This is a genomic window from Marinobacterium lacunae, from assembly GCF_000705555.1.
In the GTDB taxonomy this organism is placed as follows: domain Bacteria; phylum Pseudomonadota; class Gammaproteobacteria; order Pseudomonadales; family Balneatricaceae; genus Marinobacterium_D; species Marinobacterium_D lacunae.
The window spans coordinates 150,702-176,100 of sequence record NZ_JMQN01000057.1 but is presented as its reverse complement, the minus strand read 5'-3'; the positions used below and the strand labels follow the sequence as shown (position 1 = coordinate 176,100).

General features: G+C 55.9%; 19 protein-coding genes and 1 riboswitch. Of the genes, 15 read left to right on the top strand and 4 right to left on the bottom strand.

Translation table 11 applies throughout. The features are described 5' to 3' along the window. Positions 1-152: 152 nt before the first annotated feature. The 13 genes from gspE (at position 153) to ADIMK_RS21510 (ending at position 16,917) form a co-directional block, all read left to right on the top strand. The gene (gene gspE, locus ADIMK_RS18885) at positions 153-1,868 is read left to right on the top strand and encodes a type II secretion system ATPase GspE (RefSeq protein WP_036191678.1); all 1,716 of its coding nucleotides are present in this window, start codon (positions 153-155) and stop codon (positions 1,866-1,868) included. Between the two features lie 6 nt (positions 1,869-1,874). Continuing rightward, the gene (locus ADIMK_RS18880) at positions 1,875-3,092 is read left to right on the top strand and encodes a type II secretion system F family protein (protein ID WP_036191306.1); all 1,218 of its coding nucleotides are present in this window, start codon (positions 1,875-1,877) and stop codon (positions 3,090-3,092) included. A 20-nt stretch (positions 3,093-3,112) separates the two neighbouring features. Then, the gene (gene gspG, locus ADIMK_RS18875; protein WP_036191304.1) at positions 3,113-3,547 is read left to right on the top strand and encodes a type II secretion system major pseudopilin GspG; all 435 of its coding nucleotides are present in this window, start codon (positions 3,113-3,115) and stop codon (positions 3,545-3,547) included. Beyond that, entirely contained in the window at positions 3,495-4,010 is a 516-nt protein-coding gene (locus ADIMK_RS18870; RefSeq protein ID WP_081849867.1) for a GspH/FimT family pseudopilin, read from the top strand. The genes gspG and ADIMK_RS18870 overlap by 53 nt, the downstream gene beginning before the upstream one ends. Further along, positions 4,003-4,401, top strand: coding sequence for a type IV pilus modification PilV family protein (locus tag ADIMK_RS18865; RefSeq protein WP_036191299.1), 399 nt, complete (start codon positions 4,003-4,005; stop codon positions 4,399-4,401). Before ADIMK_RS18870 ends, ADIMK_RS18865 begins: the two co-directional genes overlap by 8 nt. Continuing rightward, the gene (locus ADIMK_RS18860; RefSeq protein WP_036191297.1) at positions 4,398-5,105 is read left to right on the top strand and encodes a PulJ/GspJ family protein; all 708 of its coding nucleotides are present in this window, start codon (positions 4,398-4,400) and stop codon (positions 5,103-5,105) included. Before ADIMK_RS18865 ends, ADIMK_RS18860 begins: the two co-directional genes overlap by 4 nt. Next, positions 5,080-6,024 carry a type II secretion system minor pseudopilin gene (locus ADIMK_RS18855; protein WP_051693118.1) on the top strand — a complete coding sequence of 315 codons (945 nt, stop codon included), beginning with the start codon at positions 5,080-5,082 and terminating at the stop codon, positions 6,022-6,024. The genes ADIMK_RS18860 and ADIMK_RS18855 overlap by 26 nt, the downstream gene beginning before the upstream one ends. Then, positions 6,014-7,099: a PilN domain-containing protein gene (locus ADIMK_RS18850; RefSeq protein WP_036191295.1), complete on the top strand. Its 1,086-nt coding sequence runs from the start codon at positions 6,014-6,016 to the stop codon at positions 7,097-7,099. Before ADIMK_RS18855 ends, ADIMK_RS18850 begins: the two co-directional genes overlap by 11 nt. After that, positions 7,096-7,692, top strand: a complete 597-nt coding sequence (gene gspM / locus ADIMK_RS18845; protein ID WP_036191293.1) for a type II secretion system protein GspM — start codon at positions 7,096-7,098, stop codon at positions 7,690-7,692. Before ADIMK_RS18850 ends, gspM begins: the two co-directional genes overlap by 4 nt. Beyond that, positions 7,692-8,285, top strand: a complete 594-nt coding sequence (locus tag ADIMK_RS18840) for a type II secretion system protein, XpsN-like (protein WP_051693117.1) — start codon at positions 7,692-7,694, stop codon at positions 8,283-8,285. Before gspM ends, ADIMK_RS18840 begins: the two co-directional genes overlap by 1 nt. Next, positions 8,282-10,444 carry a type II secretion system secretin GspD gene (gene gspD, locus ADIMK_RS18835; RefSeq protein WP_051693116.1) on the top strand — a complete coding sequence of 721 codons (2,163 nt, stop codon included), beginning with the start codon at positions 8,282-8,284 and terminating at the stop codon, positions 10,442-10,444. The genes ADIMK_RS18840 and gspD overlap by 4 nt, the downstream gene beginning before the upstream one ends. Positions 10,445-10,902: 458 nt before the next feature. Next, positions 10,903-13,854, top strand: coding sequence for a CLIPPER-2 domain-containing protein (locus tag ADIMK_RS21515; RefSeq protein ID WP_051693115.1), 2,952 nt, complete (start codon positions 10,903-10,905; stop codon positions 13,852-13,854). Between the two features lie 558 nt (positions 13,855-14,412). After that, complete coding sequence (locus ADIMK_RS21510; protein ID WP_051693114.1) at positions 14,413-16,917, top strand: hypothetical protein; 2,505 nt, start codon at positions 14,413-14,415, stop codon at positions 16,915-16,917. 87 nt (positions 16,918-17,004) lie between these two features. Here the strand turns inward: ADIMK_RS21510 and ADIMK_RS18820 are convergent, their stop codons facing one another. Continuing rightward, the gene (locus ADIMK_RS18820) at positions 17,005-19,365 is read right to left on the bottom strand and encodes an Ig-like domain-containing protein (RefSeq protein WP_051693113.1); all 2,361 of its coding nucleotides are present in this window, start codon (positions 19,363-19,365) and stop codon (positions 17,005-17,007) included. Positions 19,366-19,434: 69 nt separating this feature from the next. Beyond that, a riboswitch (cyclic di-GMP riboswitch) is annotated at positions 19,435-19,513 on the bottom strand. A gap of 874 nt (positions 19,514-20,387) precedes the next feature. Continuing rightward, positions 20,388-21,764, bottom strand: coding sequence for a sigma-54 dependent transcriptional regulator (locus ADIMK_RS18815; RefSeq protein ID WP_231517093.1), 1,377 nt, complete (start codon positions 21,762-21,764; stop codon positions 20,388-20,390). Between the two features lie 256 nt (positions 21,765-22,020). Here ADIMK_RS18815 and ADIMK_RS18810 point away from each other — a divergent pair, with 256 nt between their 5' ends. Then, entirely contained in the window at positions 22,021-23,850 is a 1,830-nt protein-coding gene (locus ADIMK_RS18810) for an ExeA family protein (RefSeq protein WP_036191291.1), read from the top strand. 2 nt (positions 23,851-23,852) lie between these two features. Then, complete coding sequence (locus tag ADIMK_RS18805; RefSeq protein WP_036191290.1) at positions 23,853-24,578, top strand: general secretion pathway protein GspB; 726 nt, start codon at positions 23,853-23,855, stop codon at positions 24,576-24,578. A 22-nt stretch (positions 24,579-24,600) separates the two neighbouring features. On the opposite strand, the gene ADIMK_RS18800 is transcribed toward ADIMK_RS18805, so the two are convergent. Next, positions 24,601-24,795: a putative motility protein gene (locus ADIMK_RS18800; protein WP_036191287.1), complete on the bottom strand. Its 195-nt coding sequence runs from the start codon at positions 24,793-24,795 to the stop codon at positions 24,601-24,603. Between the two features lie 172 nt (positions 24,796-24,967). Continuing rightward, positions 24,968-25,174, bottom strand: a complete 207-nt coding sequence (gene cspE, locus ADIMK_RS18795) for a transcription antiterminator/RNA stability regulator CspE (RefSeq protein WP_036191285.1) — start codon at positions 25,172-25,174, stop codon at positions 24,968-24,970. Positions 25,175-25,399 lie beyond the last annotated feature (225 nt).

Below are 25,399 nucleotides of genomic sequence, written 5' to 3'. Positions count from 1 at the left end.
GAGTGGTCGATGCAAATCCGTTACCCCCGACTATAGTGTTTGTATACCCGAGGGGTGGTTTATGTTTTTTAACCCTAAGAATGTAACGTGAACTTTACACTCCCCGGCGCGTGAGGATACGGAGTCCGCTATAGCGGACAAGAAGGGCGATGATGAGTACCACATTGCCAACCCAGCCGGATCCGCAGGAGGAGGCACTTGCATCCACACTGATAAAGCGGGGACTCCTTAGCGAAGCCGACTTGAGTCGGGTCAATCAAATGCAGCGCGGTCAATCGGAACCTGCGCCGCTTGCTCCCTTGCTGGTCAAGTTGGGGTTGATATCCGAACGGGATATCGCGTCCACTCTCAGCACACTCTTGCAATTACCACTGGTCGAGAAGTCCGAGTTTCCCGCTGACCGACCCCCTGACGAGCGGCTCTCGCTCAGGTTTTTGCGCGAATATCAGCTGCTGCCTCTGACGCAGGAGGGTGACAGGCTGCCGGTGGCCATGGCCAACCCCCTTGATCGCTACGCCTGCGAGGCGCTGTCGGTGGCGCTGGATGTGGCAGTCGAGCCGCGGGTGGCGGTCGGTTCCGACATACTGCAGGCCCTCGACCAGCTGTACGGAGAAGGGCAGAGCCAGATGGGCGACATTCTGGCCGACGTGGCTCCGGGCGAGGAACAGGAGGAGAGCGTCGAAGAGCTGCTGGATCTGGCCAGCGGCGCGCCGGTTATCCGACTGGTGAACCTGATAATTCAGCGTGCTGTCGAGGCGCGCGCGTCGGATATTCACATCGAGCCGTTCGAGAGCCGGCTCAAGGTACGTTACCGCATCGATGGGGTATTGCAGGAGGGAGAGGCGCCCCCAGTGCAGCTGTCACCGGCGGTCATCTCGCGCATCAAGATTATGGCGCGCCTTAATATAGCCGAGCGGCGACTGCCTCAGGATGGCCGTATCGAGTTGAGGGTGCAGGGCAAGGATCTGGATATTCGTGTATCCACGGTGCCCACCATGCATGGTGAAAGCGTGGTGCTGCGTCTGCTTAACCGTGAGAGTATCTCGTTCGATTTTCAGTCTCTCGGCTTTACAGATGCCTGCCGTGCCCAGCTTGACGAGCTATTGGCAATACCCAACGGCATGATTCTGGTGACAGGGCCGACCGGTAGCGGTAAGACAACAACGCTTTATACCGCGTTGCATCAACTTAATACCCCCCAACGCAAGCTGATCACCGTGGAAGATCCTGTGGAGTATCAACTCGAAGGGATCAACCAGATTCAGGTGAAATCCACCATCGGCTTAAGTTTTGCCAACGCCCTGCGCTCCATCGTGCGTCAGGACCCGGATGTGATTATGGTCGGCGAGATGCGAGACCTGGAGACCGCCCGAATCAGCATCCAGTCTGCCCTGACCGGCCACCTGGTATTGTCCACCCTGCATACCAACGACGCCGCCTCCAGCATCACCCGCATGCTGGAGATGGGGGTGGAGGATTACCTGTTGACCTCAACGCTAAACGCGGTGATTGCACAGCGGCTGGTCCGGGTATTGTGTCCGCACTGTCGTGAGTCCTATGACCCTTTGCCCGAGCTTGTGCGTGAAACGGGACTGGAGCGTTTCGCCGAGGGCAAACCGCTTCAACTCTGGAGGGCCAAAGGGTGTACTCACTGCCAGGGGACCGGCTTCCACGGTCGACTGGTGATTCACGAACTCCTGCTGATGAACGACGAGATTCGCCGTCTTGCACTTGATCATGCCGATGCCGGGCGCATTCATGCTGCCGCGCGCACCAGCGGTATGCGCACCATGTATGAAGATGGCTGTGTCAAGGCGCTGCAGGGGCTGACCAACCTTGAAGAAGTCATCCGGGTGACTCAGGAGTGATGGTCTATGCCCCAATTCAGCTATCGCGCCGTGACACAAGAGGGTGAAGAGCTCAAAGGTGAGCTTGAGGCGCGCGATACTCAGGGAGTGGTCCGGCAGCTTCAGGGGAAGGGGCTTATACCGTTACTGGTTGAACCGGCGGGGTCGCGCACCGATCTGGGTGCACTGTTCAAACTGGAGGCTGGTCGCAGAAGTAAGCAGCAGCGCGTGCAGCAGTTCACTCAGGATCTGGCTGAGCTGATGCGTGCGGGATTATCGCTCGACCGTGCGCTGCAGATCATGTCGCGGGTTAACGATGACCCCGAGCAGCGTGCCTTGCTCAAGCGTATAGAAGAGGGCGTCCAGCGCGGACGATCCCTGTCACGGGCGCTGAAAGAGCAGGATGGGCTGTTTTCTGCGTTTTACATCAGCATGATCCACGCGGCCGAAACCGCGGGCAGTCTGGCCGAGGGGCTTCAGGATATGGCGTTCTATCTCGAACGCAGCCGGGCACTGCGTGAAAAAGTGCTGTCAGCCTTGCTCTACCCGATGATCCTGCTGCTGGTGGCGGTGCTCTCGCTGGTGATCATTCTCACATACGTGATTCCTCAGTTCGAACAGCTCTTCTCCGATATGGGCGCAGCCCTGCCGTTGCCAACGCGCGTGGTCATGGCGGTTGCCGATTTCGTGCGCCTCTTTGGGCCCTGGCTGGTGATCGCAGGGGTTCTGGGTTGGCTGGTTTTGCGAAAGCGACTGAAACAGGATGAGACCCGCTTGCGCTGGGATCGCACTCTGCTGCACCTGCCATTGGTCGGTGGCTTGATCCAGCGGCTGGAAACGGCCCGCTTTAGTCGCAGTCTTGGCACCTTGCTGCACGGCGGTGTTCCGATGGTGAACGCCCTTCAGATCGCACGGGGGACGCTGGTGAATCAGCATCTTGCCGTGCTCGTGGCTCAAGTAACCGATGGCGTGCGTGAAGGACGGCGTCTGGGTGAGCCGCTTCAGGCCACAGGCGAGTTTCCGCCGCTGGCGATTCAAATGATCCAGGTGGGCGAAGAGACCGGCCAACTCGACGAAATGCTGATGAAAGTGGCCGACCTGTATGACCGAGAGGTTGGGCTGAGCATTCAGAGGATGCTGACGATTCTCGAGCCGCTTTTGATCGTGGGGCTCGGTCTGCTGATCGCCGGCATCATCATGTCGATTCTGGTGGCGATCATGTCGATCAACGAGCTCCCGCTATGAACGGGGCAAGAGGGTAGGTTATGGCAAAGGCTAACAGAGAGCGGCGAACGTTACGGGGCTTCACGCTGCTTGAATTGCTCGTGGTGTTGGTGATTCTCGGGCTGCTCGCAAGTCTTGTGGGCCCTCAGGTACTGCGACATGTCGGTACATCCAAAACCAAGACCGCCGGGTTGCAGATTCAGGAACTTGGTGCAGCGCTCGATCTGTACCGGCTGGAGGTGGGGCGTTACCCGAGTACGCAGGAGGGGCTTGATGCGTTGATCAAGGAGCCCTCCGGCGTGACGAACTGGAATGGCCCCTATCTCAGCAAAAGTGTCATTCGCAAGGACCCCTGGGGTAACGATTACCTCTACCGCTATCCGGGAGAACACGGCGAATACGACCTCTATACCCTCGGCGCCGATGGCCGGGAGGGGGGCGAGGATGAGAACAGCGACGTCTCGAACTGGGAGTAATGGTCACGAGCGCGGGATGACCCTGCTGGAGCTGCTGGTGGTACTGGTGATCGCGTCGCTGATGCTGGCGCTGGTGGCGCCCAATATCGGCAATGTCATGCCCGGCAGTGAGCTAAAGGCTTTTGCCCGTCAGAGCGCGGCATTGCTCAGAGAGTTAAGGAGCGAGGCGGTCAGTCAAAGCCGGATTCGTGACCTGCAGGTCGATGTTGAAAACCGGGTTTTTGTCAGTGACGGAAAAGCACGTGCGAGCTGGCCTGAGGGGGTGGATGTCCGATTGACCGAGAACGCCCTGCCGTCCCAGTGGAAGGATCCCTTTGTCGATCAGCCACGGCTGCAGTTTTATCCCGATGGCAGTAGTAACGGCGGTGAACTCGCACTTAGCGCACCGGAGCACGTACAAGCCGAATACAGGCTCAGTATCGATAGCCTGACCGGCGAAGTGAGGATTGATACCGATGGTTAGGCCTCCTTCGCAGAGCGGATTTACGTTGCTGGAGGTACTGGTGGCGTTCGTCGTGCTGGCGATGATGCTGGGCGTGATACTGAGCCTGAACTCAGTGTCTCTGGATTCGACCTCTCGCGCAGTGTTGCGCCAACAGGCACTGATACTCGCCCAGTCGGAACTCGCCAAAGTGCTGGGCGATGCCGAGCTTGAACCAGGGCGTCGCAGCGGGCGGTTTGATGATGATCGTTTTGAATGGGAGCTGGAGATCAGGCGTTTCACCTTTCCAGAAGAGGAGGAAAGTCTGGATAGCCTGGTGGGGCCTGTGCCCTACGAAATAGAGCTAAGCGTTGTCTGGGAGCCACGGAATCGGTTGACCTTGAATACCTTGAGACTGGTACGTGATCAATGAACAGGTGCAGAGGTTTCACACTGATAGAGATGATGATCGCACTGCTGCTGACGGCGTTGGTCATGACGCTGATATTTGGCAGCCTGCGACTGACCTCGCGCGGCTGGGATGCCGCGGATCAGCAGCAGGAACGGATCTCCCGCCAGTATCAGGTACAGCAGCTGCTCCGGCGTTTAATCGGTCAGGCCAGGGATGAGCGGATTCGCGATATCGACAGCGTGCTGCAGGTTGCCTTCAGGGGCGAGCCGGATCAGCTGGTATTTGTCGCCCCGGCCCACGCTGAAAGTGGCAGTAGCGATCTGCTTTGGTATCGATTGCGGGTTGAAGAGAGTGACGAACCGGATGATACCGCGTTAGTGCTCGATACCCGTGCTTTTCGCAGTGCAGAGATCGTGGATTGGACGCTGTTGTTTGATGAGGAGCCACAGGTCGGGCCTGAAGAGTCAGCGCCTGCACCGAGAGTGTCGCACCGTCTGCTGAGCCTGAATGAGCCACAGCTACGCTTTCAATATATGCATGTACGGCCCGGAGAGCTGGCCGAGATCAGCGATAGCTGGATACAGAACGGTGAGTTACCGCTGAGAGTCGACCTTATGCTCCAGTCGGATCGAGCGCAGCTAAGGGGCGAGCTGTTACCACTGTGGCAGGAGCTGAGTTTTAGTCTGAGGGAGTACACCTATGCGGTGCGAACAGTGGGCTTCTGAGTCTCGTCAGCGTGCGCTGGTATTGGTCAGTGTGCTCTGGGTGTTGCTGTTGCTCAGCCTGTTGGTGACCAACCTGTCGTTATCCGCTCGCAGCTTCGCCCGTCAGGCACAGAACGCCGAACAGGCGGTCAGGGCCAGCGAGGCAGCCGATAGCGGTATTGTCTGGGCACTGTGGAACCTGCAACAGAGCGGCGTGCGGCAGTGGTTGGCCGATGGCAGCGGGCATCGTCTTGCACTTGCAGACACGCACGTCTGGGTCGCGCTGCAGGACGAAAGCGGCAAAGTGGATCTGAACTATGCGCCGACCGAACTGCTTGATGGATTGCTGGCGCTGGTTATCGAAGATGATACGCGCAGGGAAGCACTGGTCGCGGCCATAGAGGACTGGCGAGATGCAGACGATCTGGTGCGGCTAAACGGCGCTGAAGAGAGCGAATATCTGGCGGCAGGACGCAGTACAGGCCCTGCAAACCGGGAGTTCTACGATGTGGAAGAGCTCTCGCAGGTGCTGGGGATGACACCGGATATATACGATCGGGTGCGCTGGAGCCTGACCGTCAACAACGGCACGCGGGGGATCAACCCTCAATTTGCGCCCGCCGATGTATTGATGGCGCTGCCGGGGGCGAGCTTGGTGACGGTGGAGCAGTTCATCGAGGATCGCCGTCAGGCCTGGGAAGATGAACAGCCGATGCCCGCAATGCCTTTTGACGCCTCGCTCTATATAGAAACAGGGCGCGCAGGTATCGAGTACAGCGTACAAAGCTGGGCCAGCATCAAGCCCTGGACCGAGGTGAGGCAGCAGGCACTGATCACCGTGCGTGGCGGCTTCCCGGCAGTCAGACAGCAGCGTGTTCTGTTCGATACGGCTGGATTGCCGCAGGCCGACAGCGCAGGGGGAACAGACGATGAACAGTGATCTGAAGTTACAGGCCTATCGCGGATGGTCCGCAGTCGCCACGCCTATATCACAGCTGTGGCGCTGGTGGACCCGGGAGCTGGCCGAGATGGTGCCTGCCAACTGGCGGCAACGCCTGCGTGGCCGTGAGAAAGTGATGCGCTATAACCGCGCCCAATTCGAAGTAGAAGAGGGCGGGCGAAGGCTTACGATTCCGCTGGAGCAGGCGGCTCATCATCCGCTGTTTGCCACCTGGCGCACCTTGGGCAGTAAAACCGCGATTCTCGTGACGCTGCCACCGGGTGAGCTGCTGCACAAGGTGATCTCGCTGCCGGCGGCAACGGAACCTCGATTGTCTACTGTCCTTCGTTATGAGCTCGACCGTCATACGCCGTTTACGGCCTCACAAGCCGGCTTTGGCTACCGTGTACTGCGCCGAGACAGAACCGCATCGAAAATCGAGGTAGAGCTATTCGTCTTGCCTGACACTAAGCGTCAACCACTTATCAAGGCCCTCGGCGATGCCGGAATCGAAGTCGACGCGCTACTGCCGGAGGGGCTTCACACCGATGCGTCGGCCCGAAGAACATTGAACCTGCTTGGAGGAGACGGGCGTGGAAGCGGCGTTCGAACGCCGACGGTCCGCATGCCTGCGCTTTTAATCCTGATGCTGGTGGCGCTGGTTGCATACGCCTTCTACCAGAGGGGGCAGCAGTTGAGCGCACTTGACGAGGAGGTTAAGACGCTTGAGCCGCTGGCCGAAGAGGCCCGAGCACTTCGCATGGAGATAGAGGCGCTGGAGTTGGGCGGACAATACATCCGACACGCCAAGAGTACTCACCCGTCGACATTGATTCTGCTCGATGAAATGACCCGCTTGCTGCCCGATCACACCTGGCTCAACCGTCTCGAGCTGGATGGAAACGAGATGCGTATACAGGGCGAGTCCACCAGTGCGTCCGAGCTGATCGCATTGATCGAGCAATCACCGAACTTCTCTCAAGCGGCATTTTCAGCGCCCGTCACGATCAATTCGCGCACACGTAAAGAGCGTTTCAGCCTTACGCTGAATGTGGCTCAGGAGGCTGCGCCATGAAAAACCTGACCAAGGGCCAGAGCCGATTGTTGGCGATTGCGCTGCTGTTGTTGGTTGTCGTGCTGCTGGTAAGAGTATTGCTCGTACCGCTTTGGCTCAGCTGGAGCGAGAGTAATGACAGGGTGGATGCGCTGACCAAGCGTCTGGATGTTTATCAGCGGCTTCAGTCCGGCATGGCAAGCGATCAGAAACGGCTGGCGGCACTGAAGGCCGACCAGCCAACGACCGACTGGTATCTCGACGAAGCAACGCCGGCACTGGCCGCCGCCTCGCTTCAGCAACTACTGCATAGGCAGGTTGCTCAAAGCGGCGGTGACGTAGTGAGTACCCAGATCGTGGCGCCAGAAGGTGATGAACCGGTGCCGACCGTGTCAGTGCAGGTCAGGATGCGGGCGGAACTGCCGCAATTAGTGGATCTGCTGTACAAACTGGAGGCCGGGCGTCCGGTACTGGTGCTCGATAATTTGGCGATACTGTCCAACCCCCGGTTGGCGCGTCAGGCCACCAACGCCCGCATGCGCGCCCAACAGGTGCCCTCGCTTGATATCCGCTTTCAAATGACGGGATTTGCCCATCAGGAGGTAGCGCCGTGATGCGTTTGCCACTGTACCTGTTACTGCTCACAAGTCTGGCGGTGGGTGCGCAGGAGGCGATACCTGAGCCGATGCCTGCGGATCAAGCCGAAGCCCCACCGCCTGTAGCGCCGCCTCTGGGTGAGGACGGGCTGCCGCAGATGCCACCGAAAGACTCATTCGACGAGATTATCCAGCGGCCTCTGTTCAGTGTTAACCGCCGTCCCATGGAACCGGTGGTCGGTGACAGTTCGGAATCTGCGCTGCGCGAAACATGGAAGCTGACAGGAGTGGTGCTGGTAGAGCAACAACCCCAGGCGCTGTTTGCCGAGCGCACAGGGGAGCGAAAACTGCGACTGGGTAGTGGAATGCCGTTGGATCAAAGCTGGCTGGTCGAGTCGATACAGCCGCTGAGTGTCACGCTGACCAATGGCGAGCAGAGCGTCACGATGGATGTGTTCGAGCCGCGCGCGTTACCACCGCCGGAGCCCGAGCAGTCTGAGGCTGAATCGAATGAAGAAGCACAGCCCCCGGCGTCGATTGAATCGCGTACACAACGCGCGGCGGAACAGCTCAGAGAGCGTGTCGAAGCGCTGAAAGGAGGTTTGCAATGAATAACCGGTCAACTTGGGTGCTGGGGCTGGGTTGCTCTTTGCTGCTCAGCGCGTGTGCACTGACGGAGAGAAATGACAATGCATTGGACTCTCCTTTTGGAACTGCGCGTGAGGCTTATGAGTACTCGCAGCGTATAAAGAGCGGCCCATCGCCGTCTTCGGGCACCGAAGGCGATGCCGCGCGCTTCGATGCACAGGGGCAAAGCGCCAGCGACAGCCCCCCAATGGACGAGCTGTATGGTGGCAGTGGCGAGTTCTTCAATGTGGGCGGCCCCGGACAGGGAGTGGCGCACAATATGGAAGGGGATATCACCTTTAACTTTCAGGGGGTCGAGATCGGTGAAGTGGTCAAAACGATCCTCGGCGATATCCTGCAGAAGAACTACATCCTCGATGAGCGCGTACAGGGTTTGATTAATATGCAGACCAGCCAGCCGCTCAGTCGTGAAGCGCTGATCCCCACACTGGAAAAACTGTTGCAGGTGACAGGCGCCGTGCTGATCGATAACGGCAGCTTCTACGACATTGTGCCTGCAGATGATGCCTCGGGCGGTGCCCTGGCGGTGCGTACCAAGCTGACAGCCGATAAAGGCTACCAGATGTTGGTCGTGCCGCTGCGGTATATTGCAGCGCAGGAGATGCTCAAGATTCTGGACCCTATCAAGCCGCGTCAGGGGGTGATGGAAGCGGACGACCGACGCAACCTGCTCCTGCTGGCAGGGACTCAGGCTGAGCTTGCCAACCTGCGTGAAACAATCAGCGTATTTGACGTTGACCAGCTTCAGGGGATGTCGGTGGGTCTGTTCCGGTTGCAGTCGGTCGAAGCCGAACAGCTGGTTTCGGAGCTTGAAGCGGTATTTGGCGCCGATGCAGAGGGGCCGCTCGCCGGGCTTGTGAATTTCATGCCGATCGAGCGGTTGAACGCCATTATGGTGATAACGCCACAACGGAAATATCTGCGCGATGCGCAAACCTGGATACGCCGGCTCGATCGTAGCGAGGGTGCACAGGGGCTGGGGATGTATGTCTACTACGTGCAGAGCGGGAAGGCAGAAAGCCTCGCCGAACTGCTTCAGCAACTGTTTGATCGCCAACAGCGAAATGATGCACGTGATGGCGGTGGCCGTAACACAACGACGCCGGAACCCGCGGCATCGACACCCGCTGAGGGGGAGAGTCAGCCGGAGCCGGCCCCGACAGCGGCCATTACGGATGTGTCTAACGTCAATGTCGAAAATGTCAGCATCATTGCCGATACCGAAAACAACGCGCTGTTGATCATGGCCTCGCCTGAGGACTACGACAAAGTCTACAAGGCGATTCAGAAACTGGATGTGCTCCCGCTTCAGGTGCTGGTCGAAGCCACGATTGTGGAGGTCTCTCTGGAGGATGATCTTCAATACGGTCTGCAGTGGTTCTTCAAGAACCATTTCGGTGGCGGCAAACGTGGGGTTGGTACTATTGGCAGCGGCAGTTTTACCTCGCCGTCTTCATTCGGGGAACTCGGAGCATCTGCCAGTTACGAGATTCTGGACGCGGTCGGCACACGCGCGCTGCTCAATCTTTTGGCGCGGGACTCCCGTATAAACGTGATCTCCTCACCATCACTGATGGTGCTGGACAACCGGACCGCGACGATACAGGTGGGTGATCAGGTGCCGGTACGTACATCTGAAACAACCAATACCTCAAGCGAGTCCAACATCACCAGCACCATCCAGTTCCGCGATACCGGTGTCAGTCTGGAGGTCACGCCGCGCGTCAATGCCGGTGGCATGGTGGTGCTCGATATCGCCCAGGAGGTGAACGATGTGTCGCAAACCACCACATCGGATATCGACTCACCCACGATCACGCAGCGCAAGATCGAAACCAGCGTAGCGATTCAGAGCGGTGAAACGCTGGTGCTGGGCGGTCTTATTCGCGAGACACGCCAAAATACGGGTGAAGGTGTTCCGCTTCTGCGCCATGTGCCGATTCTTGGACTTGCAATGGGAAGTCGGGGCAAGAGTGTTAACCGCACTGAACTGGTGGTGTTGATTACCCCGACAGCTGTGAGCGATCGGGAAGATGCCCGCAAGGTTACGCAGGAGTATCAGCGTAAGCTCAAGGGCTTGGAGTTGCCGCTAAACAGTGCGGATGCAGGAGGTGCGCAATAACCCAAATAGACATGCTGGCGGAGAGCACGAACTACCTGTGCTGACTCCGGGAACTGAGCGTTGCACTCTCGCAACAATGGTGTCAACTGATTAAGCCTATTCGATTCAAAGGGTTACGGCCATGTGTATTTGTGGTGTAACCCTGCCTCTACACGTCGGCCTATTTCACTCTGAAAAAATCCATATATTTCAAAACCTTACGTTTTGGCAGTTATCTTGCTTATAAAGGGGCAGGTTGCGGTTTGTATTCGGCTGAGAGGCCGTTTGCAAAGGGGCCCCCAAATGGCAGTGCTCGTTTACTGCTGCCGGAGGCAAATATCACACCGAACAAGGGCGGGCTTAATGGCTGCCCGGAAGGCTGGCGTTTTCCCATCGACAGCATGGCGCGCTGGCACTCCTGTTAGGGTCCGGTGCGCAATGAAAGTGGCGAACCTGTGGTTCGTCAACGGAGGTGGGACATGAAGAAGTCCTTATCTTTCTTGAAACTGCCATTCTTTCGAGTGCTCTCGTTTGTGATCGGCGCGATTATGGCGGCAGGGTTGGTAACGGCCCTAACCGTCAAGGCGGTCGATGAACTGGGTGTATTCGAGCTTGATGGCAATGCGGTTGCGGAAGCCACCGCGGGCGATGATTGGAACACGCCCCCGGATTCAGGCAGTGCTATCGCATTCACAGGCATCCTTGCCGACCCTCCACCACTGACTATCTTTACCGGCGGTGGCTCCAAGGATGTAAACGATGTATTCGAATGGAAATACACCGAAGGCTCATCACCGCCGAAGGATGAGATCACCAACGCCTATGCGGCGGCCTATATCAATACGCTGGATACCGGTGTTCACAGTCCGGGCGATCTGATCATCACCTTTGGTCTTGACCGCTTTGCCAATAACGGTGACGCCTTTGCCGGCTTCTGGTTCTTCCAGGATGAGGTCGGTCTGGGCCCTGACGGTCAGTTTGTGGGTGAGCATCAGGTTGGCGATATTTTGGTACTGGTTGAATACCCGCAGGGCGCAAACGCGATGCCTGAGGTGAAGGTGTATGAGTGGAATCCGGCACTTCAGGATGCCGCACCTAACCTGCATCAGCTGTTTTCAGGTACAGCAGAGTGTAACGCCGCTCATACAGGGCCAGCCTGTGCCATTACCAACCATCAGGATGAAACCGCTCCTTGGCCCTATGATCCGAAATTCGGGACCGAGGGCACCTTCCCGTTCGAGAGTTTCTTCGAAGGGGGCATCAACGTCAGCTATCTGTTGGGAGGGGAGGCACCCTGCTTCAGCAGCTTCCTGGCCGAGACCCGTTCATCCCGTTCCGAAACCGCTCAGTTGAAGGACTTCGTCCTTGGCGCATTTGATGTGTGCTCTATCGAAGTCACCAAAGAGTGTTCGGCTGAGGTGGTATCCGAAGGCGATCAGGTCATGGTGTCCTTCGGTGGTACGGTCACCAACACCGGTGGTCTGGATCTGATGGTAACGGTTGAAGACGACATGGGTACTCCGGGCGACACCAGCGATGACCAGGTGGTATTTGGTCCGCAGATGCTCGCAGCCGGTGCGTCGGCGAACTACAGCGGCTCGTTCAATACCATGGATATTTCGTCTCACGATGTGGTCATCGCAACAGGTACGCGCGGAAGTGCGTCTGTTATGGCCAGTGATTTCGCTGACTGTGATGCCTATGTGAACGAAGTGCTGGATGTCGATAAGAGCTGTATCGCGTCCTTGAGCACCGATGGTACGGTCGTCAACGTTGAGTTCTCCGGTACGGTGTACAACAACGGTAACACCAAGCTGACCAACGTTTCAGTGGTCGACGACGGTGGTACTCCGGGCGATACCAGTGACGACACAACGGTCAATATTGGTGATCTGGCGCCGGGAGCCAGTGCTCCGTACTCCGGTAGCTACCAGACAACCAATACCTCACCGACCGATATGGTCTACGCCTCTGCCACCAGCGCACTGACCGGCGCTTCGCTGAATGATGATGCTTCCGCTGCCTGTGCACCGGATATTACACCGGCAATTGAAGTCACCAAGTCGTGCCTGGCTACCATCAACGCAGTGGGTGATGGGCTTGAAGTGACCTTCGAGGGCACGGTGACCAACACCGGTAATGAAGCGTTGACCAACGTCGAGGTCTATGACGATTACGGCAACGGCCTTGAACTGGTTGCCACTATCGGCCAGCTGAACGTGGGGCAGAGCGCGCCATACTCCGGTAGCTTTATGCTTTCGGGGGTTGCAAGCTCAACCGACACCGCCTATGCCAGCGGTAACGGTTTATTGTCTGGCTCACCAGTCAGTGACGACGAAGACGCAAGCTGTGCACCGGATGTACTGCCGGCTATCACCATCAGCAAGGAGTGTATCGCCGATATCAACAGCGGTGGTACAGGCATCGATGTCAGCTTCTTCGGTACGGTGACCAACACCGGCAACGTTGCGCTGAACGATGTGATGGTGGTGGATGACAATGGCACCCCGGGCGATACCTCAGACGATGTTCAGGTGCTCGGACCGATCACCCTGTATATCGGTGAGTCCGCCAACTACTCCGGCAGCTTCGGTGCTTCCGGCGCATCCTCAACAGATGTTGCCTATGCAAGCGCCAATGATGCCCTGACCGGAGCACCGGTGGCCTCTCAGGATGATGCGTTCTGCGCTGCCGATATACTCCCGGCCATCGATGTGACCAAGGAGTGTACAGACCCGGCCGTTTATGGCGATCCGATCGCGTTCTTCGGCACCGTGACCAACACCGGTAACGTTGCGTTGAACAACGTAACGGTTGTCGACGATAACGGTACACCGGGCGACACCAGTGATGATGTCATGGTCCTGGGCCCGATATCACTGGATATCGGTGCATCAGCCAACTACTCCGGAGACTATCTGGTACTGGCTGAAGGCCCGTCCACCGACATTGTGGTCGCAAGCGGTGATGATGCCATTGAAGGCGCGCCGGTATCGGCTTTCGACGACGCAACCTGTGTCGTGCCGCCGCCTCCGGGATTTGAAGGTTGTACTCCGGGATACTGGAAACAGGATCAGCATTTTGATTCCTGGACATCCCCGTACTACCCGAACATGCTGATGACCACAGCCGGGTTCATCTTCCCGAACGGTGCAGGTCTCTTCGGCAACCTGGCGGATCAGACGTTGCTTGAAGCGCTGAACTACGGCGGTGGTGATACTCTCCAGGAAGCCGCTCAGATTCTGATGCGTGCAGCCGTCGCTTCTCTGCTCAATGCAGCCAGTGGCGACGTCGACTTCCCGTGGAGTGTCGATGATGTCATCAATATGACCAATGCCGCACTGGCCAGCAAGGATCGCCAGACCATGCTGAACTTGGCTCATGATCTGGACGATGACAACAATGGACCGGATGGTTGCCCGCTGAACTAATAGAGGCAACGCCCCGATAGTTTGGGGTTCTTTATCCTGTCATTGAAACTGAAAAGGCGATGGAGTCTGACTCCATCGCCTTTTTATTAGCGCAACGTTACAGGCTTCAAACAGTTGGCAAGCTGAGTTCAACTTTGAAACACACCAGTAACGGAAAATAATGACCCATTTATCAACGGGTTATCAGCGCTTAAGCAAGGCTGTGTTTAATTGCCTTAACAAATACGTGTAAATATTGAATGCTGTAAATTCCTATCTGTTTGAATTTAATAGGAAAAATATCTTGGCGCGGAACTTGTAACTCAAAGGCAAGGTCGATGGCGAATTTACGCGATCAATCTATTGAAGAGGGAAGTTCTGCAGGCCCACCCGCCTTATACGAAACGATACCGCGAGAGAACCTGTGTGCTTCCGCACTATGAAACCGGTCTAACTCCATCAGGAGTGCAGGGATGACAGGCAGGCTTCGGGAGGGAGATGCAAAGTCCACGGCAGCGCCACTTTCGCAGGTGCTGTTCTGCAAACAGGTCGGCGAGAATCGACTGCAGGAGGTGGATCATGCGAATTCTGAAACTTCTCAAGACGGTACCGGGATTTCTGGCTGGTATCATATTGGGCATGGGTGTGGTAACGACGGCTGCCGTATACGCGGTAGACGGTAATCCTCCGGGCCTGTTCGAGCTGGACGGTAATACCTATGACGCCATCCCCGATCCAGATGGGGTCGGCGGCACCGATTATTATGGTGACGACTGGGATACGGTCTACACAAACCCGGCATCAACGGCGGCCATCGCCACGACATTCGAGGATGACCCGGCTCCAGAGACCATTTACTGGAAAGGGGGCTCCAAGGATATCGAAAACACCACCGAGTGGTGGCATAAGGACGGTTCGGTGCCGGACAAGGATGATATCACCAACGCCTACGCCGCCGCCTATGTGGTGCAGCCGGGGCAGGAAACCGGGGTCCACAGTGTCGGCGACCTGATTATCTACTTCGGCCTTGACCGTTACGCAAACGATGGTGACGCCTTCGCCGGCTTCTGGTTCTTCCAGAACGATATCTCCGCTAACCTGGCGACCAACCGGTTCGACAGCGTTCCAGCCGGCGGACACGTCGGAAAGAACGAGAAAGGCCCGGGGACACCGGGTGATATTCTGGTGCTGGTCGAGTACCCGCAGGGTTCCGGTGCAACGCCGGAGATCAAGGTGTACCAATGGGATCCGACAGATGCCGAGGGCAATAACGTAGCCACTAACCTCGAGTTGGTGGCCTCCTTCGCCAATGCTGTCTGTGACGGTACGGGCGGAACCGCAGCCTGCGCCATTACCAACGTTGAAGATAACGGTGTTCCGGCATGGCCGTATACTCCGAAAGGCGGTTTGCTTGGCGACCCGCTGCCGCATGAGAGCTTCTTCGAAGGCGGCATCAACGTCACTGAGCTGTTGGGCTCAACCCCTTGCATCAGTTCTTTCCTGGCAGAAACCCGTTCATCCCGCTCCGAGACAGCTCAGCTGAAAGACTTTGTGCTTAAAAGCTTTGATGTCTGCGGCATCAGCGTGACCAAAACCTGTATCGTGGCGGATCTTAACGCCGCGGGCGATCAGCTGACGGCAAGCTTCCAGGGCACAGTGAGCAATGACGGTGGTATCTCGATTATCGCCAACCTGCTGGACACCTTCGGCTCCGCCGTCATCACGGATGTGTGCTATGACGTGGGTGGTGATGGTTCCTGCGCAGGCGATCAGGTGCCGACAGGGCTGACCGGCATTGGCACCAACGACGTCGAGTTTGATCTTGGACCGACTGAAGAGGTGCTCTATCTGGCCAGCTATTCAACCACCACTATTCCGGGTGATCTACAGGCGGATAACAGCGTAGAGGTGTACGCCTATACCAACTCCGTTGATGTGGGCAATACCAACCTGGCAGTCGCATCAAGTAGTGCTCAGACCTACTGTGAGTTCGATGTAACACCGGGACTTGAGGTGATCAAGGATTGCACCGCCGAGCTCAATGCGGCAGGCGACAGCATCCATGTAACGGTCTACGGTAGCGTCAACAATACCGGTAACGTGGCCCTCAATGTGGACAGCATCATTGACACCGAGGGTGATGTCACGGCTTCGGACTTCCCGGCCGTATTGGCTCCGGACACCGACTATCCGTTCTCGAAAGAGTTCGATCAGTCGATCAACGAGCATAGTGATACGTTGACGGTGACTGTAACACCGGCTCTTGGCAGCCCGGCTATTCAGATTGCAGTGGACGACGATGCATTCTGTGAATATATCCCGGTACCGGAACTGGTTGTGACCAAGGAGTGTGTCGATGAAAACGACATCTTCGATGGTTCAGCGGTAACCTTCACCATCCAGGGTACAGTGCACAACCCGTCGGCCGTTGCACTTGAAAACGTGGATGTGGTGGACTCCGAACTGGGCGACCTGTTGCTTGATACCACTCTGGCACCGAACGAAACGAAAAACTTCAGTAAAACGTTCAGTCCGGATCTGGCTGATCTGGTGCTCAGCAATACATCGGATAACACCCGTACCTACGTCCATAGCGATACGGTTCAGGCGACCGGTGATACGGTAATCGATGCTCTTGGCGGCAGTGCCTATGCCAGCACCACCAGCAATGAGGCTTCAGCCGATTGCGATATCGATATCACCACCGATATCTCGGTGACCAAGTCTTGCAGCAACAGCCTTGAGTCGCTCGATATTGGCAACGGTATCACTGTGGTTGTGGTGAAGACGGACGTCGAAGTAACCGTCAAGAACGAGGGTAACGAAGTGCTCAACAACCTGAGCATCGTGGATACTCCGGATGTTGTGTTCAGCAGCTACCCGAGCTCACTTGACCCAGGACAGGAAGTCACCGTTACCGGTAGTTACTACCCGGCCAGCAGTAACAGCCCTGTACCGCATGAAGCCTCCTTCAGCGATATGGTGGATGTGAGCGGCGATGGTATCTTTACCACCGTCGATGCAAGTGCCAGCGTGGAAGCTATCTGTGATCTTTGCGTAGAACCTGAGCCGACACCTGAGTAATCAGGCACGCTAGCCGATAGCGTATTCACCACGGTTAAACGCAAAAAAAAGGTGGCCCTTTGAGGCCACCTTTTCTGTGTGCTGAGATCAGCGATTTTTGCCTTTGCCGTTGTTTCCGCCACCGCCTGTGGATCCACCGGAAGTGGAACCGGACAGGCTCAGATTCACAGTTGCGGTAGCGCTGGCTTTGCCATCGGTGATGGTGTAGCTAAAGCTATCGTTGTCCTTGAAGTTCTTCGCTGGTGTGTAGGTCAGCGTGCCGTTGCTGTTGAGTTTGACCGAGCCTTTGGCTGCCGTACCGACCGCTGCGATGGTCAGCGCGTCGCCATCAGCGTCGCTGTCATTCGACAGGACCGAAACCGTTACCGAGCTTTTGCTGCTCATGCTGACGCTGTCATCGGCGGCAACCGGCGCTGTATTGGTATCGACCGGGGTTGTCGAGGTGTTGTCCTGAACCACATAGGTCAGGGTTGTGTTGCCGGCTTTCTGGCTATTGCTCTCGGTGGCGCTGACGGTCACGTCATAGAACGTCGCTGCTGCACTGGTCGATGAAGTCAGGTTGACGGTCACGCTGGAAGAGCTACCCGCCGCCAGACTCATTGAGCTTTTGCTAAAGCTTGCAGCCCAGCCAGAGGGAACGGCGGCGTTGAGGCTGACCTGAAGCGTACCGCAGGCACTGCTGTTGGGGTTGGTAACACTGACGGTGTAGCTCAGCGTATCACCGGCGTAGCCCCACTGGCTGGCGCTGCCGCTTACACTCAGTGTCGGAGCCGACAGGGAGCAGGTCGGCGTGGTGCTTGAACCATCCAGAGACACGTTCACGGTTGCGTTGTTGGCATCGACCCAGCCTGCGGACAATGCAACGGAGCTGTCGAGGCTTGTGAAACTTGAGCCGCTGACCAGAGCAGGATCTTCCCAGTCGTCATAACCAAAGCTGGCACTTCCCGGGGTCATATCGAGCAGGTTGCTTGTATCGCCTTTACCTTCTGTCGCGCTGTGCACGATAACGCCCTGAGTGACGTTGGCGGTGTCCACCTTGGTGCCGTCGAACAATTGAGCGTCTTCGCCTTCAGGCTGGCGCATCTCCACGTAGTACCAGCTGTTACCGTTAACCGAGTCGGCATTTTTTAATACCTTCAGTACTTTCGGTTCGTTGCTGCCGCTGACATAGGGCGCGAGCTGGTACTGGCCGCTAGCATTGGCCGTAACCAGTTCGTTCTTGCTCAACCAGCCCAGTTGCTCTTTCGCGAAGCCGTTGTAATGACCGACTCGGTTGTAGTAACCCATGATATCCAGCGTATCGCCATAGGCGTACTGAGTGCAGCTGCTGCCTTCAGTTGTGGCGCCGCACTCTAGAGAGTGAGCGTGGAAGAGGCCGAGATTGTGGCCAAGCTCATGGGCCAGTGTGCGCAGAATCATTGAGCCGTTAATAAACGTGTAGCTGGGCGAACCGCCAATAGAGCCGGAGCCGGTATAGCCGCAGGCATTCTTGGGGAAGGCAAACATCAGACGATCATAGCTGTTGATATCGATGCCCTGAGCGTTGGCGATGCTCAGTGCTTCATTGCGAACGCTGAGGCTATCACACACGGTGCTGCTTACAGACAGGGTATTCCAACCGACCACATCACCGGTTAGCCAGGTGCGACCGCTTGAGTTCTCCTGAATGAAGCCATCGACGGTGCCAAACAGCATCGACTGGGCCTGGGCTACGCTCCAGGGTTGGGACTTATCGTCGCTGAAGTTAAGCAGCATCAGCAGCGTGCGCTGCTCGCCAAGCGTATTGGTCAGCGCCGGTACCACATCGCCAGCCGCGGCGGTTGTGCCGTCGGATAGCTGAGAGAGGGTTTCAAGCTGATCGCCAACAAGAAGGTCGCCATTGCTATCGCTGTTTGAGTCACTGCCGAACAGCCAGCCGGCCGCTTTTACCTTAGTACCCTGAAACAGTTTGGCTTTGCTGTTGGCGGTATGCAGCTCGAAACGCTCGCCGAAGTCGGATACCAGAAACGTCTTCAGTACATGACTGCCATCGGCATAATCTTCGTAGTAACGCTCAATCTCGCCTTCGACTTCGATACGGCTTTCGAGCTTGGCGATAACCGCATCTGGCATACCCAACTGGCGATCTTCCGGGATCATCACGCGCAGAGCTGCTGCGGGGTTGGAATCCATCAGGACCTGCAAGAACGCTTTGCGCTCCTGAGCCTTGGCGATCAGCTTTTCAAGGGCCGATGAACGTGCGCTACCCTGAGCCTGTGCCCACTGTTTCTGCAGGGTTAGCAGCCCTTCTGTCTGTTCAGCCGCTTTTTGGTGCAGGGCGGCTTGTTCTGAAGCGGTGGTGGGAAGGGCGTGTTCCCCGGCTGAAACAGGTGCGCTTGCGCATCCGATAGCGGCTGCAAGACCGAGAACGGCCAAAGAGGGGATGTGTTTAGCTGTAGGCGTGCTCATGACGGACCTCCTGAAAACTAAAATTCAGCAAGATCCTCCGGCGATGATTCCTGAGAGAGTGACTTCTCCTTCGGCGGTCCGGCTATTCGCACGTTCAGTGTCGAACCCGTGACTTTGCGTAGCTCTGCGAGCTTTGCCTTTTCGGGAGAGGATCTTTGGGCTGTTTCTGTACGACTGCTATTTCGTTTGCGTTACAGCACATGCTTCGAGAAGCAGATGTATCACGCGTATTCCTAACCTTTTCTACGTTCTGGCCGTAGGTGTTGATATAGCTTGACACTGCCCACTGGGGAATCAGTCTGTCTGTATCAATACGTTTACGACCGAGGTGTGAAGCGGATATTAGCAGGCCGTATTTTTAATTTTAAGAGGCAGTTTTTTGTCAGGTGTTAATTAAAACTGTTCGTTATATTTACACTGGAACATTTAATTTACATGATTCCGTATAAATTAGTATGAGTGTTAATTTTATGAAACAGGAATATTGGTTTTATAGGGTGGGTTGTTATTATATGGTCGCATCTTAAATACACTATCAGTATGACTGTAAACTATACGTTACACCCGTTGTATCATTTAGATAACAGAAAAACATTTAGATTGATTTGTTATAAGAATCGTCGATTTCGTCCCAAAGAACGATCGATGAGCGTGAGTGGATCGCTTCGAGAGTCGGAAAACTCGGTTTGAAGCGTGTCCAGGAGGAGGGGGGCAGAGTGCCGGTTAAGGCCTGCACTGAGCCTTCTGACTCAGAGTAGGTTTCCGCTTCTGCCACGGGCTCCTCTGGGTCAGCTAGGGTACGTCCTGTACCGTAATCCTTGTTTGTAAGGCGGTGTCTGAGAAGAACACGCCGGCGAGGTTGGATCATACGGCTGCTCCATTTACTGCATAGATAATGCAGCATACGGGCCATTTGATTATTTTTATCAATAATTCAAATAGTTATTGTGCAATGGCGCGGCAGGCAGGTTGGCGGAATTGTCCAAGATGTAACGATGGTTATACAGGCTGGACACCTCCTCTTAGTGAGCCCCATATGAGGAGAAGTTATCCCGCCCGTCCATGTGGTGCTTTTCCATCATGCGATAGAGGGTTACTCGTGAAACGCCAAGGGCCTTGGCGGCTCGTGAAACATTGTTATCGAAACGGTTAAGGGTATGCGAGATGGCTTGTTTCTCAGCAATGGCGCGTGCTTCGTTCAGCGTGCGCAAAGGCTCGTTAGTCACGATATCTTCAGAGAGTTTCAGATCCTGCGCTGTTATCAAACGGTTGTCGCTCATGATCATGCCGCGCCGGACGCGGTTGATCAGCTCACGCACATTGCCGGGCCAGGCGTAGTTGTTGATCGCGTCTATGGCGTCATCAGCAAACCCCCTTAGTTGGCCGTTGTGATCGCTGGCAAACTTCTTGAAGAAGAACCGCGCGAGAAGCTCTTTGTCTTCACCGCGATCGCGTAGCGGTGGCAAGTCGATATTGAGTACGCTCAAACGATAGAAGAGGTCTTCACGGAACCGGCCCTGTTCTACCGCTTTTTCCAGATCGATATTGGTTGCGGCGATAACACGCACGTCCACATACATGGGTGTGTTGTTGCCCAGCCGCTCAATGGTGCCCTCCTGAAGGAATCTGAGCATGTGGGCTTGCAGGTTCAGGTCCAGATCGCCGATTTCATCAAGGAATAGAGAGCCCAGTGAGGCCGCTTCGATCCTGCCAAGGCGTCGCTGGGCGGCACCGGTAAAGGCCCCTTTTTCATAGCCAAACAGCTCTGAGTGAATCAGTGTCTCCGGCAGTGCGCCGCAATTTACGGCGACGAACGGGTAGGCGCTGCGCTTGGAGCGCTGATGTATCGCGCGGGCAATAAGCTCCTTCCCGGTTCCGCTCTCACCGGTGATCAGAACCGGAGCATCGGTTTTGGCGACTTTTCGAATCTGATCGAAAATATCCAGCATCTGAGGGCTGGTGCCAACCATCTGAAACTCGTCGTCCATGCCCGCCGCGTCACTTTCCAGGTGTTGCAGGTGAAAAATGCCGTAGGCATGGCCCAGTACAGTGGCCAGATTGGATATGTTCTCGTTCAGTGGCAGTGAGAAATAGTCGTAGAAGTTCTCGAACAGGATGCGCCGCAGTTCAATGTCGCGTAACTGTTCCGGTTGGATAATGGCGATCCAGGCGATCTGGTTATGCTGCTGGAAGAAGGTGATCAGTTGTGGTCTAAGCAGCGGGTCTGACCAGTCGAAATGAGCGATGCCAACATAAAAGCTATTAGTGAGGAGCGCTTTTTCAGCATTTTCCAGATTGGTTTCCCGATGCAATAACCAGCCTGAAATATCCTCCAGCTCATTTATATTGCCTGTCTCGGGAGACAGGTCAATCAGGATGGCATCCCTTAGTCCAGGCACTCTTGGATTTTCTCTGACTCTTAATGTGTCCACGGCTATATGCCCAATAAAGTGACAGTAAACATCTAAAATAGTTACTTCCTACTGTCTGGTGGAAAGTATAGTTAACGTTCAGTTAATTCAACAGGAGAACTTTACACGCGTAATTGTTCTGAAATGCACTGATTTCATGTAGGCACTGTCACGATTTTGAGCCCGCAAATATGTCCAGTTGTGTCTATAGTGAACGGTATCAAACACTGAGTGTGTGCTGATCATGTACTGTGACTATTTTGGGTTGCGCGAGTCGCCTTTCTCTATAGCCCCTAATCCCCGTTACCTGTTCATGAGTGAGCAGCATCAGGAGGCACTGGCCCATCTGCTCTATGGCATCACCATCGACGGCGGGTTCGTTCTGCTGACGGGTGAAGTCGGAACCGGTAAAACGACGGTCGCACGGCAATTGCTTGAGCAATTGCCCAGCGATACCGATGTGGCCGTCATTCTCAATCCAAAGCAGAGTGTCGTTGAGCTGTTGCAATCAATTTGCGATGAGCTGAATGTGCCTTCGTGTGAGATCCCGAGCGTTAAATCCCTCGTTGACCGAATCCAGCAGGAGTTGTTAAGACGCTACGCGGAAGGCCGCAATACCGTCCTGTTAATTGACGAAGCACAGCAGCTGTCGGTGGATCTGCTGGAGCAGATACGCCTGCTGACCAATCTCGAAACCAGTGAGCACAAGCTCCTCAATATTATCCTGTTGGGGCAACCCGAACTTCTGGAGCTGCTCGCCAGAGCGGAGTTGAGGCAGCTATCGCAAAGAATCACCGCTCGCTACCACTTGGGGCCGCTTACGCTAAAGGAATTACCGCTTTATATACGACATCGTTTGTCCGTTGCGGGTATGAGTCGACCGGTGTTTCCAGAGCCTGTGCTTAAGCAGCTGTACCGCTTGTCGGGCGGATTGCCTCGCTTGATCAACCTGATTGGGGATCGAGCCCTCTTGGGCACCTACGTGCAAAAGCAGAATGAGGTCAGCCTACAAACGCTGAAGCAAGCCGCACGTGAGGTATTTGGGGAAGATATTCCAGATCCGATCAGCTCCCGGATGAGCAAACGGATGATATTGACCGCCGCTGTTCTGGTGGGCCTTTTGGCCTGGGGTACGGGGCTGATGCTATCGATGTTGTACAAAGGCGAGCTTGGAGGACGATGGTTTGAACAGGTCTCCGGCTGGCTCGATATGCCCGCCGAGGCCTCCTCAAAGGAATTGACCGCTATCGAACAGATCACAAAACCCGTTTCTGTTTCGGCTGAGCGCGGCGAACATCTCAAGGCGGAGTCGATGCCGTCGTCAGCTAACGCTTTACCTGTAGTCGAGAGCACAGTGCTTGCATCAGTAACGCGCAGCCCCGTGCCTTTGTTGCAAGATTCCTCGGCTGCAGGTGGGGTGAGTCAGGATAATAAGGCCGTTAAGGACGCTTCAGATATGGCTCTTTGGCCGACCGATCCTGACCCGGATCTATTGCTAGTGCTGGCCTACAGGCGATTGTTCAAGGCGTGGCAAATAGACTACGACCCGCGTCAGCAACCGGTGGTATGTGATTTCGCCGAGGTGAACGGCCTGGCCTGCCTGAGCCTTGACGGTGGGGCGGACCTGTTGAAACAGCTGGATAGGCCGGCGGTGGCCGGGTTTACCCATAAAGGACAGCACTATGAGCTGCTGGTGTTGTCACTGGATGCCATGCGGGCGTGGGTATTCCTCGATGGCCGGGAGTTCAGTCTGCCCCGATCTGATCTTGATGGTGGATGGGAGGGACGTTTTACGCTGCTTTGGCGTCCTCCACCTGATTACTCGGCGCCTATCTGGCCAGGTGCATCCGGCGACTCTGTGGACTGGCTCGAGCAACACCTGGCCAGAGCTGAGGGAAAAGTTGTCACGGGCACGGGGCGTGCGCGATACAACACTGCAATGGTTGAGCAGGTCAGAAGTTTTCAGCGCAGCAAGGGGCTCAATGTCGACGGTGTCGTAGGGCCTAGAACCGTCATTATGCTGAATTCGGTTACTCAGGATGATCTGCCGCGATTGGACGAGCCCGGGAGTTGACCATGTCATACATCCTGCAAGCACTTAAAGAGTCGGAGGCACGTCGAAGCGCACGCACTTCAGAAGAGGGCGGTGTGAGTGATCCGATGCCGCCAATAGGTTCTTCGACGATTCCATCGATACGGCGTCCGCTGCCCCTCTGGGGCGTGCTGAGCGGTGTGCTATTGTTGGCCGGAGCAGGGTTCATACTCTTTGGAAAAGCGCCTGTCGATAGGATGCCCGTTGATAATCAAGGCGGCGCGCCAACAGGTGCCCAGCGGGATGCTCACGCTTCGAGCCAAACCGATCATGAGATCGACATGGTGGGCGTCAAACTGGTGTTGAACGCACCGGAAGAGCCTAAGCCGTCGGTAACCGGCATTAAAGAGGTGGTAATCAATAAACCGACTATCTCACCCATAAAGCCGGTTAGACGTACGGTCGAACCCGTTGCTGTTGTGTCATCTGAGCCAAAGCCGGTAATCGAAGAACCTGTCGCAGTGCCTGATCCCTATGCCGGTCTACCCTACCTGAGACAGTTACCGGTTGATGTACAGCGGGTGTTGCCGGATCTGCGCTTCAGTGTTCACATCTACTCTGAGCAGCAGGGCAGCCGATTGGTCAAACTGGGAGACAGAGTGATTCGTGAGGGGCAGCGCGTGGCACCGGACCTCATGTTAGAGGCCATCATTCCCAAAGGTGTGGTGATGCAATATCGAGACTACCGCTTCCGGGTGCCGGCACTATAACCGGCATGAAGCGCTGAGTCCATTACGCGTAGGTGTCGATATTCTGACCGACGGGATTGGATGGGTCGACCGGACGTGGCGTTGTGCTCTCGATCAATTTCAGTGCTTGCTGGCCATTGGCTTCCATCTGATCCTTGATCATCACATTGACCTTAGTCGCGTGTGCCTGATCGGCAGAGACCTGACTCAGCAGTGTGGTAGTGGAAGAGATATCCATAGCATCTTGGCTCCCGTTGACCTAACTTAAAACCTGTCGCCAGTTTACGACATAATGCCTGTTTTGAATAGACGCCTCGGCGGATGTCTGATCGAGCGGCATAAAAAAAGGGAGTGAAACTAAATTCACTCCCTTCCTTTGGCTTCAGGCTTTACAGCCTTGGCAGCGCAGCTTAGATAGCTACGATGTTCTCTGCCTGAGGACCTTTCTGGCCCTGAGTAACAGTGAACTGTACGCGCTGGCCTTCAGCCAGGGTTTTGAAACCTGAACCGCTGATAGCGCTGAAGTGAGCGAAAACGTCCGGGCCGTTTTCCTGCTCGATGAAGCCGAAGCCTTTAGTTTCGTTGAACCATTTAACAGTGCCGGTAGTGGTAGACATAGTATATATTCCTGAATATCAGTAATGATTTTGTCGTCTCGGGTGTTCCCGATCGGACGGTCGTGCTTTGAAGTGGTGACGTACTTATGAAGACAGGACGAACTACTACAGGCAGGGCGTCGAAATGGTTTGCATAAATATGAGACTTACTTACTAGCGAGGTTCAGTGTACAGGGCCCCTTGCTGGAGTCAACAAATACTTTTTATTTCTGCAAGGGGCCACAT